The organism is Enterobacter sp. RIT418 (assembly GCF_003057745.1).
In the GTDB taxonomy this organism is placed as follows: domain Bacteria; phylum Pseudomonadota; class Gammaproteobacteria; order Enterobacterales; family Enterobacteriaceae; genus Enterobacter.
On sequence record NZ_QBJD02000017.1, the window covers coordinates 39,015 to 63,909 of the forward strand.

The following is a 24,895-nucleotide window of genomic DNA, read 5'->3' on the forward strand; positions in this document are numbered from 1 at the left end:
TTAATTATGAAAAAGACACTGCTTTCCCTTTTACTGTTAACCTGCGCGGGAAGCGCGCTGGCCGCGCCGCAGGTGATTACCGTCAGCCGTTTTGAAGTGGGTAAAGACAAATGGGCGTTTAACCGCGAAGAGGTGATGCTCACCTGCCGTCCAGGTCACGCGCTGTACGCGATCAACCCCAGCACACTGGTGCAGTATCCGTTAAACGACGTTGCAGAGCAGCAGGTGGCCAGCGGTAAAAGTAACGGGCAGCCTATCAGCGTGATTCAGATTGACGATCCGGCAAACCCAGGCCAAAAGATGAGCCTGGCTCCGTTTGTCGAGCGCGCCGAAAAGCTCTGCTAGTTTTCTGCTTCCAATAAAAAACCGCAGTCGCGTGCGAACGCTCTGCGGTTTTTTGTTTTTGATGATGTTCATTCGCCTTTTTTCAGCACACTTTTACCCTGGACTGGAAAACCTGGCGTCGTCATCTATTCTTAAAGGGCAAGGCGATTGAGCCTGCATTAATGCCAACTTTTAGCGCACGGCTCTCTCCCAAGAGCCATTTCCCTGGACCGAATACAGGAATCGTATTCGGTCTCTTTTTATCTCTTTGTTCATCGAGGGCTTTTTCAGCCATAACATGAAATCCCCCCGAAAATTAACCGAACATTCCATATTCTCTCTAAACCATAACATACACTATACCGCGTGCGTCCAGGTATTTTTGGGTGATTGTTAAATTTTTGTGGCCGAGTAAACGTTGCGCATATTCTTCTCCACGCTGCTTTTCATTGAGCCCACCTGCCGGGCTTCCGATCTCATGGAGAGGGGGCTCATTTTAACCCGGTTCAATTTCTTATCGCTGCGGCGAGCCGTAAGGTCAGAAGGGGATAACTACGCCTTTTGATATGTTCTCCCTTCGACGCTTATTCGCGAAAATAGGGTATATCGGTAGGGTAAGTATTTGTCAGACCGATCAATCGGCAGCCGACCAGCTTTTTCATGTCTGCAAACCAGAACGAAAATTGCCCGGTGGTCTGGTCATAAATCATCTGATCAAGATTGGCAAACTGGAACATAAGAAGTGGCCCCTTACGAAAGTGTCCTCCTCCTGTTTCAAACTGATTAACACCCCATGACTCTTGCGTATGATCGTAACGGTGAAGGATGACTTCAATCTGGCCACGGTGTGGGCAAAGCAACCTGATGTCAGAGTTTTCGAGGGATAAAGCATGGGATGTAACTGAGTAAAAAAAGGCTAATGCAAAAGTAATGACGTATTTCATTAAGAAAAATCCTGTGAGTGTCCGAAATTTATGACATCTTCAGATTTTCCTTTCTTTGAGTTGAATCATGCTGAAAGTTTAAGTGATGGTGATATATACAACCAAATACAGTTAGCGTATCAATATGATTTGCTGAAACATTAAGGTGCCAGGAACCGTGAGCTCGAAGCGGTGAAATTTGGCTGTAGCAGAATGCGCTGAAACATGTGGGTGAACTATGTCCCAGCAAATTTGAGAAACCTCTTCACGCTACGCCAGGTGAAAGTCCCGCCCTAATAACCGTCTTGTAAGATTTTAGTCTCTGACCGGCAAAAGCGGCGGGGCGTTTAAAAACGCGACGTCACGGACGCCTCAATCTCATCAAGCAGTTCGAAGCGGCGGCGGTATTCGGCGCGTTTTTTACTGGCGATCTCATCAAGGGATTTACGCTCTAGCCGCTGCGGCAGCTGCCAGCAGAAGGGCGACAGCTTTTTGCCTTCGAGGGAGCCCCAGAACTCGTCGTAGCTGGCGTGGAAGTGGCGGCCCTTGCTCAGGCGGTAGCGCAGCGCGCGAAACACGTGCCCTTCATCGCCCACGGCAAAAATGGCGCTAATGTTGGACTGCGCCGCCAGCTGGTAGACCACCTCCAGCAGGATGCGCTTGGGGAACAGCCCGTGGCACGCGCGCGTTGCCTGCTTGATGGCATCCCGGGAGACGTCGCGACGGGGGCCCTGCAGGCCACCCACGATCAGGGCAGACTGGCCGTTTCGGCGGGTGACGGTAAACGTCAGGCTGGCAAGCAGCGTATTTTCGCTATCGTGCAGCCACAGCGTACTTTCACCTTCACGCTCTGCCTTGCGGGCCGACGACGCGTTGACGCTAAAGCGGGCGGCATTTTTCGCGTGAAAATGCACAATCGGCTGTTCTTCCGGGCTCGTCAGGGCGTGTGCCAGAGCCGCGTTTTTCAGGCTGTCGATCCAGCAGTAGTGGCTTACGATAGCCTCCGCCCGGTCGCGGGCGTTCAGGCCACGCATCAGATACTGGCGATGCGTTTTGCTTGGCAGCGTGATCTGGGAGGCCAGCAGTCTGTCAAAGTCACTCCGGCTGGATAAGGCGTCCAGCATGCGGTGGGTGGATGACCAGAAAACAAGCGTGCGTAAAAGAAACTTCAGCCGATAATCGCGCTTTTGCCATATTGGGCCGGGAACGCGATTACCTTTCACCAGCTCTGAAATAATATTTGTGCGATGCGGGTATAACGCTTCGCTTTGTAATTGAGTGTTAGACACGTTAATACCTCTCGTTATTTTGCCGATATTCTAAATGCGCGGTAAAAGAGGTGTAATAGGCCCGGCGTCTTTATTCACGCTTGGTTTACCGTTCGTTGGGATTTGTGAAAGCCAGGAATCATCCAATGCCCATCAATTAGGGCGCTATACTTATAGCGGAGGCGTAATGTATCAGAGACTCGACGGCGAACAGTGGCGCCATATCTGGGTGGTGAGCGATATACATGGCTGCTATCAATGGCTTATGGACGAACTTAGCCGGCGCCATTTTAATCGCAGGCATGACCTGCTTATCTCCGTTGGCGATATTATCGATCGCGGGCCAGACAGCGTTAAATGCCTGCGGCTTATGCAGGAAAAATGGTTTCGCGCCGTACGCGGTAATCATGAGCAAATGGCGTTGGACAGTATTAACGATAATGATTTTTCGCTCTGGACGCTGAACGGCGGTATTTGGTTTTCTGAGCTTGGCGTCGGCGAGCGAAAAAAGGCGTTGGCGCTGCTGGAAGCGTGCCGTTCACTGCCGCATATTATTGAAATCCGCTGTGCGAATGGCCTCAACGTTATCGCCCATGCGGATTATCCGTCTGCGGAATACGTCTGGAATAAGCCGGTGAGCGCTCAGCATACTCTGTGGGATCGCGAGCGGCTGATGGGGTTTATGATCGGCAAAGGGCAGGGAATCAGCGGCGCTGACCACTTTTGGTTTGGGCATACGCCCGTTGATAAACGCTATGATTTTGGCAACCTGCACTATATCGATACCGGGGCGGTATTTGGCGGCGTGCTAACGCTGGTGCAGCTGCAGTAATAAATAACCCGCCTTCGGGCGGGTTCTCTTTGGGTCAGGCCAGACGCAGGACCCAGGCATCGGTATTACGATCGTAGTGCTCGCGGTAAAGAACGGAATGTTCGCCATCAAGAATTGCCGGGACGCTGGTTTCGGCATCCCAGGCATCCAGCTGCATGCACAAATCCGGGTCGGATTTGCAGGGAATACTTAACGTTCGCTCGCCCTGAGCTTCGCCGCGCAGCTCCGCGTCGTCGATCTCAAAAGCGCCAATCCGCACGCTGGTTTTCGTCATAATGCTCTCCGGGTTTGGGAAAAATCTGGTACGACCAGTATGGGCGTCCATTTTTTAGCGTAGCTAAGGAGAGCAATATCGCCAGTAAAAAAGTGCGTTTTTTTACGCGGTACGAACGTTACCGGTAAACAGCCGTCCGTCGCGTACCAGCTCGCGCGGGTAGCTATTCTTAAGCCTCGAGCCCACTTTTTTGGCCAGGCCCAGCGGATATCCCTGATACGTCACGATCGCCTCATCCTGCTCCGGCGCGCTGTCCGGATAAACGTCCCGACCGCGGTACCACTCTTCTGCTTCCTGATGCGTCAGGGCAAAGGTGTTATCGCTACCTGCGAGGGCGATAACGGCCTCATGCTGCCAGCGATAGCCTTTGTTGTGCACCTCTGCCAGCCGAATGCCCAGCCGCGAAAAACGCACTTTGCCAATCAGCGGCTCGATGTTTGCCGGGAAAAGCCAAATCTCCTTGTCACGCGCCCAGAGATGCAGACTGTCATTCCAGACCAGCCCGACCCTGCTTGCAGCGGCCTCAACCTGCGCGGCTTCACGGCCTTTTAGCGGCGCGAACGGGAATTTACCGACCTTAAAGCCGGGCGCGGGCAGGGCGGGAACCGCGCGGGTTTTACGCATGCGCGCGACGAAGAAGCCTTCGCAGTCGTAAATTTGCGGGAAGACGTGAAGGAACCCTTCCGGGGTAAGGGCGTCTTTTGCGGAGATAAAAAGTTCGTCCAGCGGCAGAAATTCAACGGCGTCCGGATACTGCGCTTTTAGCCACAGGCACACCGCCTCGTTTTCATCGCGGTTTAACGTACAGGTAGAGTAGACCAGCGTGCCGCCCGGCTTCAGGGCGTGGAAAGCGCTGTCAATCAGCTCGCGCTGCGTCGCCGCGATGTCCAGGTTGCTTTCAACCGACCAGTTCTTAAGCGCGTCGGGATCTTTACGCACCACGCCTTCGCCCGAGCAGGGGGCATCCAGCAGGATGGCGTCAAATGCCTCCGGCAGCGCCGCGCCAAACACGCGGCCGTCGAAGTGGGTAAGGGCGACGTTGTGAATGCCGCAGCGGCTGATATTGGCGTGCAGAACCTTAACGCGGCTGGCGGAAAATTCGTTGGCGAGGATCGCGCCGCGGTTGCCCATTCTGGCGGCGATTTGCGTCGTTTTCGAGCCCGGCGCGGCGGCAACGTCCATGACCCGCTCCGGCGTATTGCCATCGGCAAACAGCGCCGTAACCGGCAGCATCGAGCTGGCTTCCTGAATGTAGAACAGGCCGCTCAGATGCTCGGCGGTGCTGCCCAGCGGCAGCGCATCCTCGTCGTCGCGCTCGATCCAAAAGCCCTCTTCGCACCACGGAACGGGCGCGAGCTGCCAGCCGTACGGCGACACCAGGTTCAGGAAATCGGCAACGCTAATTTTCAGCGTATTCACGCGAATGCTGCGGCGAAGCGGGCGCCGGCAGGCCGCGATAAAATCGTCGAAGGAGAGATGAGCGGGAAGCGCCTCGCGCATCTGCGTCAGGAATTGTTCAGGAAGAAATACGGAGTTTTGAGCCACGGGCACACCACAGGGAAAAATTCAGGTGCGCAGTGTAGCATAAAGGCTCCGGCGCGTTGACACCGGAGCCTTGCTGATTAGCGCGGCAGGGCGGTTCCCCACTCGCGCCACTCTTTCGGCTCGCTCTCCAGCAGCAGGAAGTGTTTCCCCGGCTGCGCTTTTGGCGCCAGCGGCGTTCCCGGTGGGGTGGCGAAGGCAATTCCGCCGCGTATGAACTGGTTAAACGTACCGGTTTTCACCACGCCGCCCGTCAGGCCGAAATCCAGAGAATATCCGGAGGCAAGCCAGAACACCGAGTTATTGCGCACCAGGTGCTGGTAGCGCTGGCTGATGCGCAGGCCAACCATTACGCGGTCGGACAGCGTGCCGAGCGTCAGGCCGGTGACCGTACCCACTTCGATACCGCGGAACAGAACGGGCGTGCCGATGTTCAGCGAACCGGCTTCCGGGACTTCAACCACGATGCTCAGGCCGTCAAGATAGCGCGAGTCGGTAATGGTGGCTTCCTGCAGCTCAAAGTCGCGGCGGGCGTTGCCCCGTCCCGGCTCGACGTTGATGTAGGGCTGCAGAATGGTGTCGAGATGCTCAACGCCTGCCGCGGAGATTTGCGGCGTGACGACCGAGAAGCGCGAGCCGTTGCGGGCAAACGTCTGGACGTATTCGGGGTAAAGCACGGCGGTTGCCTGCACTTCGTTCCGCGCGGTTAGCAGCGTCAGCTTTTGGATCTGACCGATATCGATGCCGAGATAGCGGATTGGCATGCCTTCGGCCAGCTTGCCCGCGTCAAACGCGTGAAGCGTAATCTGCCCGCCCACCGCGCGAGCAGCGGTTTCGGAAGGGTAAAGGATGCGCTTATCGCCCTTGCGGATATTTGCCCCCGCGCCGCTCAGGTTATCGAAGCTGATTGCGCCGCGCAGGGCGCGGGACAGCGGTGATGCCTGTACGGTTAAGCCGCTGCCGTTTAGCTGTACCTTCGCACCACCTTCGGCCCAGAACACGCTGTTGGGCGTGAGCAGCTTGCGATACTCGGGCTTAATGTGCAGCTCAATGTCGAACGCATCGGCGCGCGGACGGACGACGATCACCTCGCCGACCTCAAACTTTCGATAGAGCACGACGGAGCCTGCCTGCACGTCCGGCAGCGTTTCGGCGCTGAGCGTCAGCGTGGTGGTCGGCATGTCGCTCATGCTGTTTTCGATCGCTTTATCGAGGTTGGCGTACAGCGGGTAGTTCTCACGCATGGCGCCTTTTTCACCCGGCAGCACGCGGATGCCGCCGTTAACCCACTCGCTGGCGCTGGCGCCAAGGAACTCAACGCCGTCTAAGCCTACCTTCACGTCAACGCGGCTGTTTACCACGAACTTAGCGTCGCCGTGGATCAAATCCCGATACTGTGGATCGATGGCAACAGAGAAGCTGACCCCTTTTTCCGTGAGCTCGCGCTCAAGCACCTGCCCCACCTGAACGCCGTGTAAAATCAGCGGCTGGCCGGCTTCGATGCCGTAGCTTTCAGGTGCGTTAAGCGCCAGCGTCAGCACGCCGGGCTTTTGCAGCAGGGCTTTATCCGCCGGGGCAATGGTGAAGCTATTGCTCGGCTGGCCTTCGCCCGGAATTAACTCGAACGTGTTGCCGGTCAGCAGCGTGCTGAGGCTGGCATCGTTCAGCGACAGTTTAGGGCTGCGCATCTCAATGCGGGTTTTTTCACGCAGAAGATCGACCACGCTCGGGTCGACCGTCATTTCCCCGGTCACGGAACCCCCCGGGTTGAGCGTAAGTTTGGTCAGCTGACCGACCTGCAGCCCTTGATACATAAGCGGCGTGGATCCAGCTTTTAGCCCTTTGGCGTCGGGCAGGGCCAGCTTGACGATCACCCCGCGCTGGCTGTGCGCCAGGTCGGCATACAGCCCGAAGGTGTCGTCGGCGGTGGCTGGGCTGGAGTTTTCCGGGGAGTCGAAGGCAATCGCGCCGTTAACCAGCGCGGCCAGGCTCTCAAGCTTCACTTTCGCGCCGCTCAGGCTCAGGTCCGCATCCACCCCGGAGACGTTCCAGAAGCGGCTGCCTTTCTTCACCAGGTTAGTAAACCGGCGCTCAATCAGCACGTCGATAGTGACGCCCTGTTTGTTCGGATTAATGGCGTAGTCATAGACGCGCCCGACGGGAATTTTACGGAAATAGACCAGCGAGCCGCTGTTCAGCGAGCCAAGGTCAGGTGCCTGCAGGTGGATCATCAAATCCCCGTTGTTCAGGCGATATTTCGGCTGCGTATCCAGCGCAACGAAATGCTCCTGCGGCTCGCCTTTGCCCGGCATCATCCCGATGTAGTTACCGCCAACCAGCGCATCCAGCCCGGAAACCCCGGCCAGGGAGGCTTTTGGCGTGACCAGCCAGAACTGCGTTTCGCTGCGCAGCGCGTCCTTCATATCGGACTTTATGCTGGCGCGGACCTGAATTTTATTCAGCCCCTTGCCGAGCGAAATATCCTGAACGGTACCGACCTCAACGCCCTGGAAGCGAACGGGCGTGCGTCCGGCGACGATCCCGTCGGCGGACTGGAAATCAATGGTAATGGTGTTTCCGCGATCCTCGTAGCTCGTCCAGATCAGCCAGCCAGCAATCATCAGTGCGATGACGGGCAGCAGCCAGAAAGGTGAAATGCGGCGTTTCGTTTTAATTCTCGCTTCAGTCGGCGAAGCGGGCGTTTCCTGACTCATGTGCGTCCCAAAGTAAGCGGCTGTCCAGCCATTCAACTGCAAGAATAGTCAATATCACCGCTGAGCCGAAATAAAAAGCCGCGGGTCCCATAGTAAATGCAAGTAGCTGATCGCGATTGATGAGCGACATCATCAACGAAATCACAAACAAATCCAACATCGACCAGCGACCTATCCAGGTGACAAATCGCAGGAGCAGAATCCGCGTTCTCAGTCCTTGCTCACATTTAAAGTGAATGCTGATGAGCAACGTAAACATAACGATAACTTTGGTGAACGGCACCAGGATACTGGCGATGAACACAATCGCCGCGACGCCAACGTTGCTGTGGGCGAGGGAGATAATTCCCGAGAGTATAGTGTCTTCCTGGCGTCCACCGTTGACATAAATAATCGAAATCGGCAGCAGATTGGCCGGGATCAGAAACACCAGCGAGGCAATCAGCGCGGCCCAGCATTTTTGCAGGCTGTTGTTACGCCTGAGCAAAAGCGGGATATGGCAGCGCGGGCAGCGGCCGCGCGCGTCGGGCAGGCCGGTGTAGTGGCAGCCCAGGCAGACGCGGAGATTTTCGTCAGGCCGGGTGGCGGGGCGCTGCGGGTAAAATCGTTCCCATAGCTGCTCAACGTTCAGGTGAATGAGCGTGAGAATGCTGAGCAAAACGAGCGAGATAAAGGCGAAAAGGCCAATGCCCGGCTGTAAAAACGCATAGTCCTGCACCTTGATAGAGGCAACGCCAACGCCGACCAGATAGATATCCAGCATCACCCACTCTTTGAGCTTATCCAGCATCAGCAGTACGGGGCGCAGGTTCATGCCCAGAATATTGCCAAACCAAAGGTAAGCGATAGCGGCAACCAGCACGAGTGGCGCGCCAACGGTACAGAAAAGCACCATTGCGCCGGTCAGCGGGTCGCCCTGGCGCGTCATCTGCCAGATGCCCTGCAGGACGTTAGCATCAATGCGCTGGCCAAGCAGGTAGAGTTTCAGCAGCGGTTCGCTCCAGGCGAAGGGCATCAAGAGCAGCATCGCCGTCGCCATTGCCGCGAGCCGGGTTAAGGACCAGTCGCGGCCGTCGCGAATTTTGGCATCGCAGCGGGGGCAGAAAGCGCTTTGGTGCGATTTCATTTTTGGCAGCATAAAAAGCGTATCGCATTGCGGACAACGCTGATAATGTGCACGAGGCAACGCTTCGCTGACCGTATGAACGGTAATCTTCTTTGCCGGCGTAATTCTGGGTATTTTTAAGGCCATCGGTTGCACAGAGAAATGTATTGTTGATAGTTATAATAACTCATGTACGGATTCATCTTGAGCATGAGCGCATTTAATGCTTATTTTAATAGGCTATGCGGAAAATTTGTAAGATAACTAAATGGTTTAAGAATGAACAAAACAGAATTTTACGCGGATCTCAACCGCGATTTTAAGGCATTAATGGCAGGTGAAACCAGTTTCTTAGCCACTCTGGCAAATACCAGCGCGCTGCTGTTTGAACGCCTTACTGAGGTTAACTGGGCCGGCTTTTATCTTCTTGAAGGTGAAACGCTGGTGCTGGGGCCATTTCAGGGCAAAATTGCCTGCGTGCGTATTCCGGTGGGGCGCGGCGTTTGCGGTACAGCCGTGTCGACTAACCAGGTTCAGCGCGTGGAAGACGTGCATGCATTCGACGGGCACATTGCCTGCGATGCGGCGAGCAACGCTGAAATCGTACTGCCGCTGGTGGTAAAAAATCAGATTATTGGCGTTCTGGATATCGACAGCACTGCCTTCGGCCGCTTTACCGCCGAGGATGAGCAGGGGCTGCGCGAGCTGGTGGCCAATCTGGAGACGGTGCTCGAAGCCACCGATTATCATAAATTCTTTGCGAGCGTCGCAGGATAATCAACGGATAACGTAGCATTTACGGATGACGTCATTATAATGTCGCCTGTTCATGCCTGCGCGAGTTGGCAACGTCCGTTGTAATCAGGAAATTTCATGGAAAATCAACCTAAGTTGAATAGCAGTAAAGAAGTTATCGCATTTCTGGCAGAGCGTTTCCCACAGTGCTTCAGCGCTGAGGGTGAGGCGCGTCCCCTGAAGGTCGGTATTTTTCAGGATCTGGTAGCGCGCGTTGAGGGTGAGATGAATCTCAGCAAAACTCAGCTCCGCTCTGCTTTACGTCTTTATACTTCGAGCTGGCGTTACCTTTACGGTATTAAACCGGGCGCAACGCGTGTCGATCTTGATGGCAACCCGTGTGGTGAGCTGGATGAGCAGCACGTAGAGCATGCCCGCAAGCAGCTTGAAGAAGCCAAAGCGCGCGTTCAGGCACAGCGTGCCGAGCAGCAGGCGAAGAAACGCGAAGCCGCCGCGGCGAACGGTGAAGAAGCGCCGCGTCGTGAGCGTAAACCGCGCCCTGCACCGCGTCGTAACGACAATAACGATCGTAAACCGCGTGCTGACAAACCGGCAAAAGCCCCGCGTGCACCGCGTGAAGAACAGCAGCATACCCCTGTCTCTGACATCAACGCGCTGAACGTAGGCCAGGCGCTGAAGGTCAAAGCGGGCAACAACGCGATGGACGCCACCGTAACGGAAATCACCAAAGATGGCGTTCGTGTACAGCTGACTTCTGGTATGTCAATGATTGTACGCGCAGAACACTTGTTGTTCTGAAACGGAGGCCAAGCCTGGCATGAACACTTTTTTTAAGCTCACCGCGCTGGCTGGCCTGTTTGCTATAACAGGCCACGCTTTCGCTGTGGACGATATTACGCGTGCCGATCAGCTTCCGGTTTTAAAGGAAGAGACCCAGCACGCGACGGTGAGTGAGCGCGTGACGTCGCGCTTCACTCGTTCGCACTATCGTCAGTTCGATCTTGATCAGGCCTTTTCGGCCAAAATTTTCGACCGTTATCTGAACCTGCTGGATTACAGCCATAACGTGCTTCTGGCCAGCGACGTCGAACAGTTTGCCAAACGCAAAACCGAAGTGGGTGATGAGCTGCGCTCCGGCAAGCTAGATCTGTTTTACGATCTCTATAATCTGTCGCAAAAGCGCCGCTTTGAACGTTATCAATACGCGCTGAAAGTGCTGGAACGTCCGATGGACTTTACCGGCAACGACAATTTCAACCTGGACCGCAGCAAAGCGCCCTGGCCAAAAGACGAAGCCGAGCTGAATGCGCTGTGGGACGGGAAAGTTAAATATGACGAACTCAGCCTGAAGCTGGCGGGGAAAGACGAAAAAGAAATTCGTGAAACCCTCAATCGCCGCTACAAGTTTGCCATTCGTCGTCTGGCGCAAACCAACAGCGAAGATGTGTTCTCTCTGGCGATGACCGCGTTCGCGCACGAAATCGACCCGCACACCAACTACCTCTCTCCGCGCAACACTGAGCAGTTCAATACCGAGATGAGCCTGTCTCTGGAAGGTATCGGCGCGGTATTGCAAATGGACGATGACTATACCGTTATTAACTCAATGGTCGCCGGTGGCCCTGCTGCGAAAAGCAAAGCGATCAGCGTGGGTGACCGTATTGTCGGCGTAGGCCAAACCGGCAAGGGCATGGTTGACGTGATCGGCTGGCGTCTTGATGACGTGGTTGCGCTGATTAAAGGTCCGAAAGGCAGCAAGGTGCGTCTTGAAATCCTGCCTGCGGGCAAGGGCACCAAAACCCGCATCGTTACCCTGACCCGTGAGCGTATCCGTCTGGAAGATCGCGCGGTGAAAATGTCGGTGAAAACCGTGGGTAAAGAAAAGGTTGGCGTGCTGGATATTCCGGGCTTCTACGTTGGCCTGACGGACGATGTAAAGGTACAGCTGCAGAAGCTTGAAAAGCAAAATGTCAGCAGCGTTATCATCGATCTGCGCACCAACGGCGGCGGGGCATTAACCGAAGCGGTTTCCCTGTCTGGCCTGTTTATTCCTTCTGGACCGGTTGTTCAGGTCCGGGATAACAACGGTAAAGTGCGTGAAGATGCGGACACCGATGGCGTGGTCTACTACAAAGGCCCGCTGGTGGTCTTAGTCGATCGCTTCAGCGCCTCGGCATCTGAAATCTTTGCTGCCGCTATGCAGGACTACGGACGCGCGCTAATTGTCGGTGAACCGACGTTTGGTAAAGGTACCGTTCAGCAGTACCGTTCGCTGAACCGCATTTACGACCAGATGCTGCGTCCTGAGTGGCCTGCACTGGGTTCCGTACAGTACACCATTCAGAAGTTCTATCGCGTGAACGGTGGCAGTACCCAGCGTAAAGGCGTCACGCCGGATATCCTGATGCCAACGGGCACGGAAGAGACCGAAACGGGCGAGAAGTTTGAAGACAACGCACTGCCGTGGGATAGCATTAACGCCGCAACGTTCGTGAAATCCGGTGACATGACGCCGTTTGGTCCTGAGCTGCTGAAAAGTCATAACGAGCGTATTGCTAAAGATCCTGAGTTCCAGTACATCATGAAGGATATTGCTCGCTTCAATGCCCTGAAAGACAAGCGGAATATTGTTTCTCTGAACTACGCCCAGCGTGAAAAAGAGAACAATGAGGACGATGCAACACGCCTTGCGCGAGTCAATGACCGCTTCAAACGTGAAGGCAAACCGCTGCTCAAGAAACTGGACGATCTTCCTAAAGATTACCAGGAGCCGGATCCCTATCTGGATGAAACGGTACATATCGCACTCGATTTGGCCCGTCTGGAAAAAGACAAACCTGCCGTGCAGCCCGCACCGGCAAAATAACTCCCCAACAGGCACAAGACATTGTGCCTGTTTTTTTTAGTTCTGCATCGTCCCGTCAGTCCATGCTTCAATTGTGTAAAGTTGTGTCTTTCTGGTGACTTACGCCCCCTGAATCCTTGAAAATAGCCACAATACCCATACGATGTGGGTAATCGCATAGTGCGTTTTGTTAAACAGAGGTTAAAAGAAAATTATGATGCGAATCGCGCTCTTCCTGCTCACCAACCTGGCGGTTATGGTGGTCTTTGGGCTCGTGCTAAGCCTGACGGGAATACAATCGAGCAGCGTTCAGGGTCTGCTGATTATGGCGCTGCTGTTCGGTTTTGGCGGGTCCTTCATTTCCCTGCTGATGTCAAAGTGGATGGCCCTGAAATCCGTAGGCGGGGAGGTGATTGAGCAGCCGCGCAACGATATGGAACGCTGGCTGGTGGATACGGTTTCCCAGCAGTCCCGCCAGGCAGGCATCGCTATGCCGCAGGTGGCTATTTACCATGCGCCGGATATTAACGCCTTTGCAACGGGTGCCCGTCGCGATGCGTCTCTGGTGGCGGTGAGCACCGGGCTGTTGCAGAACATGAGCCGTGACGAAGCCGAAGCCGTCATCGCCCATGAAATCAGCCATATTGCCAACGGTGACATGGTCACCATGACCCTGATTCAGGGCGTGGTGAACACCTTCGTTATCTTTATCTCGCGTATTCTGGCGCAGATTGCGGCCGGTTTCATGGGTGGCAACCGCGACGAAGGCGAAGAGAGCAACGGCAACCCGCTGATCTATTTCGCGGTATCGATGGTGCTGGAGCTGGTGTTCGGTATTCTGGCGAGCATCATTACCATGTGGTTCTCGCGCCACCGCGAGTTCCACGCGGATGCGGGCTCTGCGAAGCTTGTTGGCCGTGAGAAGATGATTGCTGCGCTCCAGCGCCTGAAAACCAGCTATGAGCCGCAGGAAGCAAACAGCATGATGGCTTTCTGCATTAACGGTAAATCCAAATCGCTCAGTGAGCTATTTATGTCACACCCGCCGCTGGATAAGCGCATTGAAGCGCTGCGCAGCGGTGAGTATCTTAAGTAACAGCACACGTTAAACGAGCCGGGCAATTGCCCGGCTTTTTTACGCCTGTAGGGTATCCCTCTGACAGGAGCGCTGCCGCGAGGTTATGTCGCAGATTTCTAACGAAGTGCATCCAGACTGATTGCGGCAGGGACCGCTTGAAATTATAATAAAAAATCGTTCTGATTTTTATAAAACACTCTCCATGAGGTGATAAATGGCAATTGCAGATTTGGATAAGCAGCCAGATTCTGTTTCTTCCGTGCTGAAGGTGTTTGGCATCTTACAGGCGCTTGGAGAAGAGCGTGAAATTGGTATTACAGAGTTATCACAGCGTGTGATGATGTCGAAAAGCACCGTTTATCGCTTTTTGCAAACCATGAAGTCGTTAGGCTATGTCGCTCAGGAAGGGGAGTCAGAAAAATATTCCCTCACGCTTAAGCTCTTTGAGTTAGGCGCTCGTGCGTTGCAGAACGTGGATCTTGTCCGCAGCGCAGATATCCAGATGCGTGAGCTATCTCGCCTGACCAAAGAGACTATTCACCTGGGGGCGCTGGACGAAGACAGCATTGTCTACATCCACAAAATCGACTCCATGTACAACCTGCGCATGTATTCACGCATTGGTCGCCGCAACCCGCTGTACAGCACCGCGATTGGTAAAGTGCTGCTGGCGTGGCGCGATCGTGAAGAAGTGAAGCAGATCCTCGGCGGCGTTGATTACAAGCGCAGCACCGAGCGCACCATCACGACCACTGACGAACTACTAACGGTGCTCGATAAAGTGCGTGAGCAGGGCTATGGCGAAGATAACGAAGAGCAGGAAGAAGGACTGCGCTGTATCGGCGTACCGGTATTCGACAGGTTTGGCGTGGTGATTGCTGGCCTGAGCATCTCATTCCCGACGCTGCGCTTCTCGGAAGAACGTTTGCACGAGTACGTTGCTATGCTGCACACTGCCGCGCGCAAAATTTCTGAGCAGATGGGCTATAACGACTATCCGTTCTAAACCTTACACAAAAATAAAAAACGCCGCATGTTTTGCGGCGTTTTTTATGCGTCCGGCAGGCAGAATTAGCCGTTATCAATCACGACGGATGATTTACGCAGGACCGGACAGTGGGTCATCCCGATGATGCCGCTGTCCGAATGGATATACTGTGCGGTGCTCATGCCCTGAGCGGTTAAATACCTGCACTGAATGCCTAAGCCTGCCGCATTTTCGGTGCTCCCCACAAGCACGCCATAGCCCGTTAACAGCAGGCCAATCCATAAAATAGCGACCGCTATAACAGTACGAATGATTAAACGCATCATTGCCTCTTTTATCGTTGTTTTCATACAGTAAGCGTAAAGCGTTTGGCGGGGGAAACAAGTGCATGATTCTGAAATGAGCCTGTTGGCTTACGGTTAGTTTCTGTTTAAGGTGGCCGTGTTAACCTGGTCGCATCGGGTCATAAAACGGAGTGTGGAGTGAAAAAAATACGCTGGGTGGTTCTGATTATTGTATTGATTGCATGCGTGCTGCTGTGGACGCAAACAATCAACGTGATGTGCGATCAGGACGTACAATTTTTTAGCGGCGTTTGTGCAATTAACCAGTTTATTCCCTGGTAGTTAGCATTTTTCTGCCAGGTGATTTCCTTCCTTCCCGCCAGTGGTAAACTAGCCGTTTTTATGAGGTGGTAAAATGGGTGAGTTAATCAATTCGGGGCTGCTGGGTATGGCTTCCCTGGTGGTGTCGTTCGTTGTTCTGGTCGTTGGGCTAATCCTGTGGTTTTTCGTTAACCGCGCCAGCTCCCGTACGAATGAACACATTGAGCTGCTGGAAGCGCTGCTCGATCAGCAAAAGCGTCAGACTGCGCTGCTGCGCCGTCTGTGCGAAGCGAACGAGCCGGAAGAGAAGGCTGATGCTAACGCGGCCGTAGCGGGCGGTCGGGAAGATGAAGACGATTTTATTCGCCTGGTGGCGGAGCGCTAACCGGTGATTTGCAGGAGGTGGCCGTGGTCTGGAAAAATCCCTGGTACGACGCCTCTCTGAAGCACCATACTGAAGAGGGTTTTCGCAACACGGCGTCTGTCGGGCATCAGCCAGGCGACGTTGAACGGTGGCGCAAAGCGCGTAAAGCCACCGGTTTGCCAAAGCCCCCCTCGCTGGGATACGACGCATTTCTCAAGCGCTGGTGGCAGCCCGCCGCGCTTAATGACTTCGCTGAAGATGGAGCATGGTGGCTTGGCCATGCCAGCGTGCTGCTGCGAATGGACGGCAACACTATCCTGACCGATCCGGTTCTCTCCCAACGCGCGTCTCCTTTGCCGTTTATGGGGCCCCGGCGCAAAACGCCACCCTGTATCACTCCTGAACGCCTGCCCCATCTGGATGCGCTGGTCATTTCCCATAACCATTACGATCATCTTGATACCGCGACGGTGCGCTGTCTCCTCAGGCGTTTTCCAGCCCTTACCGTGTTTATCCCACTTGGCCTGGGGGAATGGTTTCGTCGGCGCGGCGCACGAAACATCGTTGAGCTCGACTGGTGGCAGAGCATAACGTGGCGGGGAATGACCTTTACCGCCGTCCCGGCACAGCACTGGAGTATGCGAACCCTGTGGGATCGCAATCGTTCCCTGTGGTGCGGCTGGGTGTTTGAGGGGCGTCAGCGACGCTTTTGGTTTAGCGGCGACACGGGATACTCCCCGGAGCTGCTGACGATCCCCGAGCGGCTGGGAAAGATAGACGCCGCCGCGCTGCCTATTGGTGCATATGCACCGCGATGGTTCATGTCCATCCACCATATGGACCCGCAGAGCGCCGTCGATCTCTGGACCGCTTTAGGCCAGCCGCTGGCATTTCCCATCCACTGGGGCGTGTTTGAGCTGGGGGATGAATCGCTCGATGAGCCGGTTCATGAGCTCGCGCAGGCGCTAAATGATTTAGCTCCGGTTAATCCCTCTTTTAGATCACTGAAAATTGGTGAATATTTATCCTTGTAAAAAAGAAATGCACTTTGCATATATTCTGTATTTGAAAACTTCAACATAACGTTTATTTTTATCGAAACGTTTTGCTTGCCTTTTTTTGAGGCAAAGTCATAAAAGTTTCATTATTTTAGTGCATAACACCTGTTATTAACTGTTGCTTTTTAATACAGCTTACGCGTGTTTAAAACGCGTGGCTTACATAGACACACTTTCTTGGCGTTGTACCGTTTCCTGCATAACTTTTCACAATTTGTTCTAACTCAGGCAGAGCATTAAAGAAAGTTTCCATTTCGCCTGGACGGTTTGAAATGATTGAGCTATGGTAAAAAAGTCTTTGATTACAGCGGTTGCGAATGCAGCGGTCAGGCGGTCAGGGCTGGCAGCGTGCCCAATTCTTAGCGCATAAATGCGCAAAGCAGCACGGGAGAGTGCCAGAATTTGTGCGGCGGATCGAGACACGTTTAAAAATGGCTTGCCATATTAAACGTTGTATGTGATAACACGTTTTGGGTCAAACGAGGTACAGTTCTGTTTATGTGTGGCATTTTCAGTAAAGAAGTCCTGAGTAAACACGTTGTCGTTGAATACCGCTTCTCTGCCGAACCTTATATTAGTGCCTCATGCAGTAATGTCTCAGTTTTATCTCAGTTAATGCCTGCGGGCTAAGAAAACACTCTAAGGAATTTTGCAAAATGGCAAAGATTAAAGGTCAAGTTAAGTGGTTCAACGAATCTAAAGGTTTTGGCTTCATTACTCCTGCTGACGGCAGCAAAGACGTGTTCGTACACTTCTCTGCAATCCAGGGTAACGGCTTCAAAACTCTGGCTGAAGGCCAGAACGTAGAGTTCGAAATTCAGGACGGCCAGAAAGGCCCTGCTGCAGTTAACGTAACTGCTATCTGATCGAATCGCTGCTGACTGAAGGGCGTAAGCGCTTCAATCTCAGACATAAAGCCTCGCTTAAGCGGGGCTTTTTTAGCGCTGTATCTTTCAAAGTATGTCGAAAGCCTGCCTCATTCGCACCTTGTTGCAAATATGCGAAGGTATTAGCATTACCCTCCCTCCTTCCATAAGGTTTTTCTCGTTAAATCAGGGCGTTGATAAACAGTCCTGAGGTTCAGGTGAAAAAGAAAACGATGTTAAACACCGGAAGCTTCACGCCGGTGCGCTTTGCGCTACTTTGTTTTGCCATTTTTTGTAGTCTTGCCTTTCTTCTGGGCCGCGTTGCCTGGCTGCAGATCGTCAAACCCGATAACCTGGTGAAGCAGGAAGATATGCGTTCGCTGCGCGAAGTGCCGATTGATGCCCCGCGCGGAATGATCGTTGACCGTGAAGGGCGACCTCTTGCCGTGAGCGTCCCCGTTAGGGCCGTCTGGGCCGATCCCAAAACCGTGCTGGCAAAGGGGGGCGTCGGCTATGACGACCGCTGGCAGGCGCTGGCAAATGCGCTGCATCTTTCCCTCGGCACGCTGGCTTCGCGCATTAACAGTAACCCTCAGGGGCGATTTATTTATCTTGCGCGCCAGGTCGATCCGTCACAGGCGCAGTGGATCGATAAGCTTCGTTTGCCGGGCATCAGCCTGCGCGACGAGTCGCGCCGTTTTTATCCCGCCGGCCACGTGGCGGCGAATCTGATTGGCTTCACCAACATCGACGGGCAGGGAATTGAGGGAATAGAAAAAAGCTTTAACGCGCAGCTCACGGGCAAACCGGGCGTCAGGCAGGTGAGGAAGGATCGCTACGGCCACGTGGTCGAAAATCTGACGGAGGTGCCTGCCGTGCCCGCACATAACATCCAGCTGAGCATTGACGAGCGTCTGCAAACCATCACTGAAGACGCGCTGGATAACGCGGTAGCGTGGAACAAGGCCGAGTCCGGGGCGTCGGTGCTCATTAACATTCAGACCGGCGAGATTCTGGCGATGGCGAGCTTTCCGGACTTTAACCCCAATAACCGGGAAGGGGCGACGCTGAATGACTTTCGCAACCGGGCGATCAGCGATACCTTCGAGCCGGGATCAACGGTCAAACCGCTGGTGCTGATGACCGCGCTTCAGCAGGGGCTGGTGCAGCCGGACAGCGTAATCGATACACGACCCTATACGCTTGATGGCCACCGCATTCGCGACGTTGGCTATTACCCCGAACTTACGATGACCGGCATTCTGCAAAAATCCAGCGACACGGGCGTTTCCCGGCTATCCCTGGCGATGCCCATTCAGCGCCTGCTTGAAACCTACAAAAACTTTGGCTTTGGGACCAGCACCGGGCTGGGCTTGACCGGAGAAAGCGCCGGTTTGCTGCCGCAGCGTAAATACTGGGGCCAGCTCGACCGCGCGACGTTTGCGTTTGGCTACGGCCTGATGGTGACGCCGCTGCAGCTGGCGCACGTTTACGCGACTATCGGCAGCTACGGGCTCTCTCGGCCCTTATCGATCACCCGCATCGATCCGCCGGTCATGGGGCAACGGGTGATGTCGGAGGAGATAGCCCATGAGGTGGAACACATGATGGAAAGCGTCGCGCTGCCGGGAGGCGGCGGGGTAAAAGCCGCGGTGCGGGATTACCGCGTGGCGGTGAAAACCGGCACGGCGAAGAAAATCGATGAGAATGGAAAATATGTCGACAAATACGTTGCCTATACCGCAGGCGTGGCGCCAGCAAGCAATCCGCGCTTTGCGCTGGTGGTGGTGATTAACGATCCGCAGAACGGAGCTTATTACGGCGGAGCCGTTTCCGCGCCGGTGTTCAGTGAGATTATGGGCAACGTGCTGCGTCTGGAAAACGTCAAACCGGACGGCCTTCCGGCAGATTCTGACCACCTGATCGTCATGCGTTAATCCAGCCGTTTATAACCCGGGCGAATAGCGTTACACTTTCGCCCTTTACATCACGTCCCGGAGTATTCATGTCTTTCAGCTGTCCTCTTTGCCATGCCCGTCTAACGCGCGCGGAGAAAAGCTTTACCTGTCCTGAAGGACATCAGTTTGATATGGCAAAGGAAGGGTACGTGAATCTTCTTCCAGTTCAGCACAAGCGCTCGCGCGACCCGGGTGACAGCGCTGAGATGATGCAGGCGCGCCGTGCGTTTCTGGATGCCGGGCACTATTTGCCCCTGAGAGAGCGCGTTTCGCAGCTGCTGGCAGAAACGTTCAGGCCGGGCACGGGCGCGCTGCTGGATATCGGCTGCGGTGAGGGCTACTACACCAATGCCTTTGCGTCGGTTGCAGGGGAGAAGGGCGCGCAGACCTACGGGCTGGATGTCTCGAAGGTGGCTATCCGCGCGGCGGCAAAGCGCTATTCATCGGCGACCTTCTGCGTGGCGTCCAGCCACCGCCTGCCGTTTGAGGATGGCAGCATGGAGGCCGTGGTCCGCATCTATGCGCCCTGTAAGGCGGAAGAGCTCGCGCGGGTGGTAAAACCCGGAGGAAGGGTCATCACCGTCACGCCGGGCCCGCGTCATCTGATGGAGCTAAAGGGCCTTATTTACGATGAAGTGCGCCTTCACGCGCCGCATTCCGAGATGCTGGCAGGCTTTGTGCTGAAGCAGGAAAAAACGGTTGCTTATGAAATGTGCCTGACGGGGGATGAAGCCGTCGCTTTGCTGCAAATGACGCCGTTTGCCTGGCGGGCAAAGCCGGAGGTATGGGAAACGTTAGCGAAGCAGACGGCGTTTCGCTGCCAGACGGATTTCAGCATCCACTGCTGGCAGCGCGAGGGTTAACCGGCGAAGTGCGCCCAGAGGATTTGGGCACCAATACCGATTAATACGATACCCCCCAGAATTTCGGCTCGCTTGCCCAGCAGCGGGCCAATAAAGCGGCCGACCATCATACCTAGCGTCGACATAATCATCGTAGCGCAGCCGATAGCCAGCGCGGTTGCAATAATATTGACCTGAAGGAACGCCAGCCCAACACCGACGGCCATGGCGTCAAGGCTGGTCGCGATCGCCGTCGTGACCAGCAGCCAGAATCCGTGGCGATGCTGCGGCTCCTCGTCTTCACCGCCGTTCCCGCGAAAACCCTCGATCATCATTCGACCGCCAAGGAAGACCAGCAGAATAAACGCGATCCAGTGGCTCCACTCGAGCACGAACTGGCTGGCGAGCATGCCAAGCCCCCAGCCGATCAGCGGAGTAATCGCTTCGATCGCGCCGAAAATCAGGCCGGTGCGCAGCGCTTCTGAAAATTTTGGTTTGTGGAGCGTGGCGCCCTTGCTGATGGAGACAGCAAACGCGTCCATAGACATGCCGAAAGCGAGAAGAATTGTAGCGGAGATATTCATAACAGCGTCCAGACCGGGAGATATCCATATGACACACCACTGCCCCCAGTAAACAGCAGTTGATGTATCTATGGTCTCGCCTGATCGCACCGCACGCTAAGCGTGCTGAAAGCGATCCGTACGTGCCACGTTTTTCAACGAGTATGTTGACACGTACATTTCCTGCGAACAGGAAATCGGCTACTCCCCAACGACGGGCGCAACCTTAACATAATTTGAGAATATAAAACAATAAACAGAGTGGTTTATTTTATCTGATTAATTGATAACGATTTTCATTTAGAAAAATGAGTGAAGGTACCGTTAATAAATATAAGTGAATTAAGGCAAGCGTTATAGCTTTGGCTATATTTTCTATGTGCGAACACCGCAATATATAGCCATTGCTATGATTTTTAAACTATTGAGTTTTAAGAAGTAATTTGTATATTTTTTCGAGATCGTCAATATTCTTAACGCGCACAAGCAGGCGGCGCTGTTCTAATTGCATCACCAGCACGCCGTCTTCAGATAAGTTCATCTCTTTAATTCGGCCATATTCTATCCACGCGTTGGCGAAGAAAAAGCCGCTGCTTTTGAAAATGATTTTAGGTGTACGTATCCAAAAGAGATAAACGGCCATTAATGCCAGCGCACATAATAACCATGTGGTTAATATTGCACCGTGCGCGGTGACGTTATTGTAAATTAAAATGACGACCAGGCCGGCGAAGATAAAACCATCGACGCGGCTGCGGCGGAGAAGGGGAAGGGAGAGCAGGGTTTCGCCGCGGCGGCGCGGCATGATGAATTCATCATAGATGGCGAAAGCCAGAAGGGCGGCAATAAACAAAACCAGTACGATGTCCGTGACAGTCATTCATCCTCCGAAAAAAAGCCGGGGGCAAGCCCCCGGCTTATAACACGTTCTTACAGACCGAGCAGGCCGACAGCGTAGCCCGCGATACCGATGACGAAGAAGCCAACGATGATCCACAGCGGGTTAACTTTCTTACGCAGCAGCCACATACAGGCGAAGGTCAACAGCAGCGGAACCAGGCCAGGCATCAGCTGGTCCAGAATCGTCTGCACGGTGGTCACACGGGTTTGACCGTCCTGTCCGGTGATCGTTGATACCACCAGCGGAATGTTCACGTGCGTCCACTTGTTAACCAGCGCCCCCATGACAAACAGGCCGAGGATTGACGCCCCCTCGGTCAGTTTCTGCAGGAAGCCGCCGCCCATGTCCTTAACGATGTCCACGCCTTTGCGATAGCCGTAAGCCACGCCGTAGTAGCGGGTCAGCAGGCGCACGGCGTTGAACAGAATGAAGAACAGCAGCGGGCCAAGCAGGCTTCCGCTCATCGCGATACCCGCACCTAGTGCCGCAAATACCGGACGAACCGTACCCCAGAAGATTGGGTCACCTACGCCCGCCAGCGGGCCCATCAAACCGACTTTGATACCGTTGATCGCACCGTCGTCAATCTCGGCGCCGTTTGCGCGCTGCTCTTCCATCGCCAGGGTAACGCCCAGTACCGGCGCGGCGACATAAGGATGGGTGTTGAAAAATTCCAGGTGACGCTTAATCGCCTGACGACGCGCTTCGTTGTTTTCCGGATACAGGCGTTTAATCGCCGGCACCATGGAGAAACAGAAGCCCAGCGCCTGCATACGTTCGAAGTTCCATGAACCCTGAAACAGGTTAGAACGGATGAACACGCCACGAATATCACCCGGAGTGAGTTTTTTCTCAGTGGTAGTTTTTGTCATATCAACCATGTCGCTCACCTGCTAGTCCAGTTCGTTATCGAGATCGTTATTACCAGCAGCCTGCGCCGGAGCACCCGCTACGCGGTTATATTTCGGGCTAAGCTGGATGTAGAGAATCGCCATGACCGCACCAATCACACCCAGCGCAACCAGGTTGAAGTTGGTGAAAGCGGCGGTAACGAAGCCGAGGTAGAAGAACGGCATCAGGTAGCCTGCGCGCATCATGTTGATAACCATCGCGTAACCTACGACGACGATCATACCGCCCGCGATGTTCAGGCCGCCGGTCACCACTTCTGGAATGGCGTTCAGCATGCTCTGCACTTCGCTCGTACCGACGGAGATAGCAACGATAACCGCTGGGATCGCGATACGCATCGCCTGCAGGAACAGGGACGAGACGTGAAGCCATGAGAGCGCCGTCAGGTTGCCATTATCCGCCGCTTTATCTGCCGCGTGCTGGAAGGCCACGGTGATAGTACGAACGATGATGGTCAGCACCTGGCCCGCAGCGGCCAGAGGGATGGCCAGCGCGATGCCTGCACCGATACTTTGATGCCCGGCGATAACCAGAACGGTAGAAATAATGGATGCCAGAGCCGCATCGGGCGCAACCGCCGCACCGATGTTCATCCAGCCGAGGGCGATCATTTCCAGGGTACCACCGATGATGATACCGGTTTTCATATCACCGAGAACGGCACCGATCAGCGTACAGGCCACCAGCGGACGGTGGAACTGAAATTCATCAAGTACGGATTCCATACCCGCAATACATGCGACGACGAACACCAGCACAATCTGAAGAGTGGTAATCTCCATTGTACTTCTCCTATTACATTATCTTTATGTGAAAAACCGGCGCGGGCTTATTTCCCCACTTTGCCGATCAAGTCCATCATTTTCAGCTTCTGATCGGTGGAAACCTTACGGGCTTCCAGCTCGATACCGCGCGCATTCAGCTTGTTGAATGCCTCGATATCCTTCGCATCAACTGAAATGGCGTTGTTGACCTGCGTTTTGCCCTGACGGAAAGCCATACCACCGATGTTAACGGAGGTGATTTTCACGCCGCCTTCAACAATGCGCTCGACGTCTGTCGGGTTCGTGAACAGGAGCATCACGCGCTCGCCCGCGTATTTCGGGTTGTTATAGACGCGGATCATCTTGTCGACGTCCACCACGTGCGCGGTCACGCCCGGAGGAGCAACCTGGGTCAGAAGGGTTTTACGCACGGTGTCGGCGGCAACTTCGTCGCTGACCACGATAATGCGCTTAACGTTTGTCTCCTTGGTCCAGCGCGTCGCCACCTGGCCGTGGATCAGACGGTCATCGATACGCGCAAGGCCGATAACCATGTAATCGTTCGGGCCCATCGGTTTTGCCGGCGCTGCGGCTTTCGGCGCAGCCGCAGCCGGGGCGGGCTTCTCAACCGGCTGGGCTTTCAGCGCTTTCACGCCTTCGCGGCCGGTTTCAACTGCCAACGCCACCAGCTCATCGAAGCTCGGGTTGTCGTCTCGCGCCATGAAGGTTTCCACCAGCATTGGGATGTTTACCCCGGCGACAACTTCATAGTGCTCTTTATCGACGACGATGCGGCTGGCGGCATTAAACGGGCTGCCGCCCCACGTATCAACGAGAAACAGCACGCCTTTACTGGTATCTAGCTTCTCGAGCTGAGCGTTGTACTTTTCGATTAACGTCTCGGCGTTTTCGCCGGGAACGAAATCGATCCAGCCGACGTTTTCCTGCTCGCCCAACAGCATTTCTGCCGTTTTGAGTAACTGCTCTGCAGCCCAACCATGTGTGCCTATGACAATAGCAATGGTCACTTGCTACCTCCTTTTATTATCATTAATACGCCTGCCGGGCAGTCGTACTGAGAATCGTATTCGCTGACCGAATCGATTCAGATAAGGGTTAGGGTAAAATTAACGAAGACTTCCGCGATTTATTTTAGACAGTGAAAAAATAATTTATGTGATGAAGATCCGTAATTTAGGTTTCGTAACATAGAAATTACGCGGCGAAAAATTAGTCATTTCCATCTATTGCAAAGGAAAGTAAATCTTTGCCAAAAGATTATTCTCTCTGATATGTTTAGCCTCCGTTTAATCGATCAGGAGTATAGGGCTACAGCCCACTATATGGACCGTCACCGACGTCAGTCATCCTTCAGGCCATCCCGCGCCTCTTACACCGGCGATTCTCGCCACG

Annotated in this window: 26 protein-coding genes, 1 pseudogene and 1 riboswitch; of the genes and pseudogenes, 14 read left to right on the forward strand and 13 right to left on the reverse strand. The window is 54.4% G+C overall.

Features of this window, described 5'->3' with window-relative positions; genetic code table 11:
* Positions 1–3 precede the first annotated feature (3 nt).
* Positions 4–345 carry a YebY family protein gene (locus DBY73_RS18100; protein ID WP_112012441.1) on the forward strand — a complete coding sequence of 114 codons (342 nt, stop codon included), beginning with the start codon at positions 4–6 and terminating at the stop codon, positions 343–345.
* Positions 346–466: 121 nt separating this feature from the next.
* On the opposite strand, the gene DBY73_RS22190 is transcribed toward DBY73_RS18100, so the two are convergent.
* From DBY73_RS22190 to DBY73_RS18115, 3 genes are all read right to left on the reverse strand, one after another.
* On the reverse strand, positions 467–619 hold the full coding sequence (locus tag DBY73_RS22190) for a hypothetical protein (RefSeq protein WP_181573258.1): 153 nt from the start codon (positions 617–619) through the stop codon (positions 467–469).
* A gap of 289 nt (positions 620–908) precedes the next feature.
* The gene (locus tag DBY73_RS18110) at positions 909–1,268 is read right to left on the reverse strand and encodes a hypothetical protein (protein WP_112012442.1); all 360 of its coding nucleotides are present in this window, start codon (positions 1,266–1,268) and stop codon (positions 909–911) included.
* A gap of 326 nt (positions 1,269–1,594) precedes the next feature.
* Entirely contained in the window at positions 1,595–2,536 is a 942-nt protein-coding gene (locus DBY73_RS18115; protein ID WP_112012443.1) for a VirK/YbjX family protein, read from the reverse strand.
* Between the two features lie 166 nt (positions 2,537–2,702).
* Here DBY73_RS18115 and pphA point away from each other — a divergent pair, with 166 nt between their 5' ends.
* Positions 2,703–3,347, forward strand: a complete 645-nt coding sequence (gene pphA, locus DBY73_RS18120; protein ID WP_112012444.1) for a protein-serine/threonine phosphatase — start codon at positions 2,703–2,705, stop codon at positions 3,345–3,347.
* A 34-nt stretch (positions 3,348–3,381) separates the two neighbouring features.
* Here the strand turns inward: pphA and DBY73_RS18125 are convergent, their stop codons facing one another.
* The 4 genes from DBY73_RS18125 to yebS form a co-directional block, all read right to left on the reverse strand.
* The gene (locus tag DBY73_RS18125; protein ID WP_112012445.1) at positions 3,382–3,621 is read right to left on the reverse strand and encodes a YebV family protein; all 240 of its coding nucleotides are present in this window, start codon (positions 3,619–3,621) and stop codon (positions 3,382–3,384) included.
* A 102-nt stretch (positions 3,622–3,723) separates the two neighbouring features.
* The gene (gene rsmF, locus DBY73_RS18130; protein WP_112012446.1) at positions 3,724–5,166 is read right to left on the reverse strand and encodes a 16S rRNA (cytosine(1407)-C(5))-methyltransferase RsmF; all 1,443 of its coding nucleotides are present in this window, start codon (positions 5,164–5,166) and stop codon (positions 3,724–3,726) included.
* Between the two features lie 77 nt (positions 5,167–5,243).
* Positions 5,244–7,877, reverse strand: coding sequence for a PqiB family protein (locus DBY73_RS18135; RefSeq protein ID WP_112012447.1), 2,634 nt, complete (start codon positions 7,875–7,877; stop codon positions 5,244–5,246).
* A complete protein-coding gene (yebS, locus tag DBY73_RS18140; RefSeq protein WP_112012507.1) occupies positions 7,846–9,129 on the reverse strand; it encodes a membrane integrity lipid transport subunit YebS in 1,284 nt (427 codons plus the stop codon). Before yebS ends, DBY73_RS18135 begins: the two co-directional genes overlap by 32 nt.
* 132 nt (positions 9,130–9,261) lie before the next feature.
* Here yebS and DBY73_RS18145 point away from each other — a divergent pair, with 132 nt between their 5' ends.
* The 5 genes from DBY73_RS18145 to kdgR all read left to right on the forward strand — a co-directional run bounded on the left by DBY73_RS18145 (position 9,262) and on the right by kdgR (position 14,667).
* Entirely contained in the window at positions 9,262–9,759 is a 498-nt protein-coding gene (locus DBY73_RS18145; protein WP_112012448.1) for a GAF domain-containing protein, read from the forward strand.
* Positions 9,760–9,855: 96 nt separating this feature from the next.
* Positions 9,856–10,536, forward strand: coding sequence for an RNA chaperone ProQ (gene proQ / locus DBY73_RS18150; protein ID WP_112012449.1), 681 nt, complete (start codon positions 9,856–9,858; stop codon positions 10,534–10,536).
* 19 nt (positions 10,537–10,555) lie between these two features.
* Positions 10,556–12,604, forward strand: coding sequence for a carboxy terminal-processing peptidase (prc, locus tag DBY73_RS18155; protein WP_112012450.1), 2,049 nt, complete (start codon positions 10,556–10,558; stop codon positions 12,602–12,604).
* Positions 12,605–12,797: 193 nt separating this feature from the next.
* Positions 12,798–13,679 carry a protease HtpX gene (gene htpX / locus DBY73_RS18160; protein WP_112012451.1) on the forward strand — a complete coding sequence of 294 codons (882 nt, stop codon included), beginning with the start codon at positions 12,798–12,800 and terminating at the stop codon, positions 13,677–13,679.
* A 196-nt stretch (positions 13,680–13,875) separates the two neighbouring features.
* Positions 13,876–14,667: a DNA-binding transcriptional regulator KdgR gene (gene kdgR, locus DBY73_RS18165; protein WP_112012452.1), complete on the forward strand. Its 792-nt coding sequence runs from the start codon at positions 13,876–13,878 to the stop codon at positions 14,665–14,667.
* A gap of 65 nt (positions 14,668–14,732) precedes the next feature.
* On the opposite strand, the gene DBY73_RS18170 is transcribed toward kdgR, so the two are convergent.
* Positions 14,733–14,972, reverse strand: a complete 240-nt coding sequence (locus tag DBY73_RS18170; protein WP_112012453.1) for a YobH family protein — start codon at positions 14,970–14,972, stop codon at positions 14,733–14,735.
* Positions 14,973–15,131: 159 nt separating this feature from the next.
* Here DBY73_RS18170 and mgrB point away from each other — a divergent pair, with 159 nt between their 5' ends.
* From mgrB to rlmA, 7 genes and pseudogenes are all read left to right on the forward strand, one after another.
* A complete protein-coding gene (mgrB, locus tag DBY73_RS18175; RefSeq protein WP_112012454.1) occupies positions 15,132–15,275 on the forward strand; it encodes a PhoP/PhoQ regulator MgrB in 144 nt (47 codons plus the stop codon).
* A gap of 73 nt (positions 15,276–15,348) precedes the next feature.
* Complete coding sequence (locus DBY73_RS18180; protein WP_112012455.1) at positions 15,349–15,639, forward strand: YebO family protein; 291 nt, start codon at positions 15,349–15,351, stop codon at positions 15,637–15,639.
* Between the two features lie 23 nt (positions 15,640–15,662).
* A complete protein-coding gene (locus DBY73_RS18185; RefSeq protein ID WP_112012456.1) occupies positions 15,663–16,652 on the forward strand; it encodes an MBL fold metallo-hydrolase in 990 nt (329 codons plus the stop codon).
* A gap of 522 nt (positions 16,653–17,174) precedes the next feature.
* Positions 17,175–17,319 (forward strand): annotated as a pseudogene (locus DBY73_RS18190) (DUF2627 domain-containing protein).
* Positions 17,320–17,332: 13 nt separating this feature from the next.
* On the forward strand, positions 17,333–17,542 hold the full coding sequence (gene cspE / locus DBY73_RS18195) for a transcription antiterminator/RNA stability regulator CspE (RefSeq protein ID WP_001062678.1): 210 nt from the start codon (positions 17,333–17,335) through the stop codon (positions 17,540–17,542).
* Between the two features lie 218 nt (positions 17,543–17,760).
* Positions 17,761–19,479, forward strand: coding sequence for a peptidoglycan glycosyltransferase FtsI (gene ftsI, locus DBY73_RS18200; protein WP_112012457.1), 1,719 nt, complete (start codon positions 17,761–17,763; stop codon positions 19,477–19,479).
* 68 nt (positions 19,480–19,547) lie between these two features.
* Positions 19,548–20,363 carry a 23S rRNA (guanine(745)-N(1))-methyltransferase gene (gene rlmA / locus DBY73_RS18205; RefSeq protein ID WP_112012458.1) on the forward strand — a complete coding sequence of 272 codons (816 nt, stop codon included), beginning with the start codon at positions 19,548–19,550 and terminating at the stop codon, positions 20,361–20,363.
* On the opposite strand, the gene mntP is transcribed toward rlmA, so the two are convergent.
* The 5 genes from mntP to manX form a co-directional block, all read right to left on the reverse strand.
* Positions 20,360–20,926 (reverse strand): manganese efflux pump MntP, encoded by a 567-nt coding sequence (gene mntP / locus DBY73_RS18210; RefSeq protein ID WP_112012459.1) that lies wholly within the window; start codon positions 20,924–20,926, stop codon positions 20,360–20,362. The two genes, rlmA and mntP, sit on opposite strands and share 4 nt — an antisense overlap.
* A gap of 10 nt (positions 20,927–20,936) precedes the next feature.
* Positions 20,937–21,127, reverse strand: a riboswitch (yybP-ykoY riboswitch).
* A 199-nt stretch (positions 21,128–21,326) separates the two neighbouring features.
* The gene (locus DBY73_RS18215; protein WP_112012460.1) at positions 21,327–21,785 is read right to left on the reverse strand and encodes a DUF986 family protein; all 459 of its coding nucleotides are present in this window, start codon (positions 21,783–21,785) and stop codon (positions 21,327–21,329) included.
* Between the two features lie 50 nt (positions 21,786–21,835).
* Positions 21,836–22,687: a PTS mannose transporter subunit IID gene (locus DBY73_RS18220; protein WP_006810994.1), complete on the reverse strand. Its 852-nt coding sequence runs from the start codon at positions 22,685–22,687 to the stop codon at positions 21,836–21,838.
* A gap of 12 nt (positions 22,688–22,699) precedes the next feature.
* Positions 22,700–23,500 carry a PTS mannose transporter subunit IIC gene (gene manY / locus DBY73_RS18225; protein WP_112012461.1) on the reverse strand — a complete coding sequence of 267 codons (801 nt, stop codon included), beginning with the start codon at positions 23,498–23,500 and terminating at the stop codon, positions 22,700–22,702.
* Positions 23,501–23,547: 47 nt separating this feature from the next.
* A complete protein-coding gene (gene manX / locus DBY73_RS18230; RefSeq protein ID WP_112012462.1) occupies positions 23,548–24,510 on the reverse strand; it encodes a PTS mannose transporter subunit IIAB in 963 nt (320 codons plus the stop codon).
* Positions 24,511–24,895 lie beyond the last annotated feature (385 nt).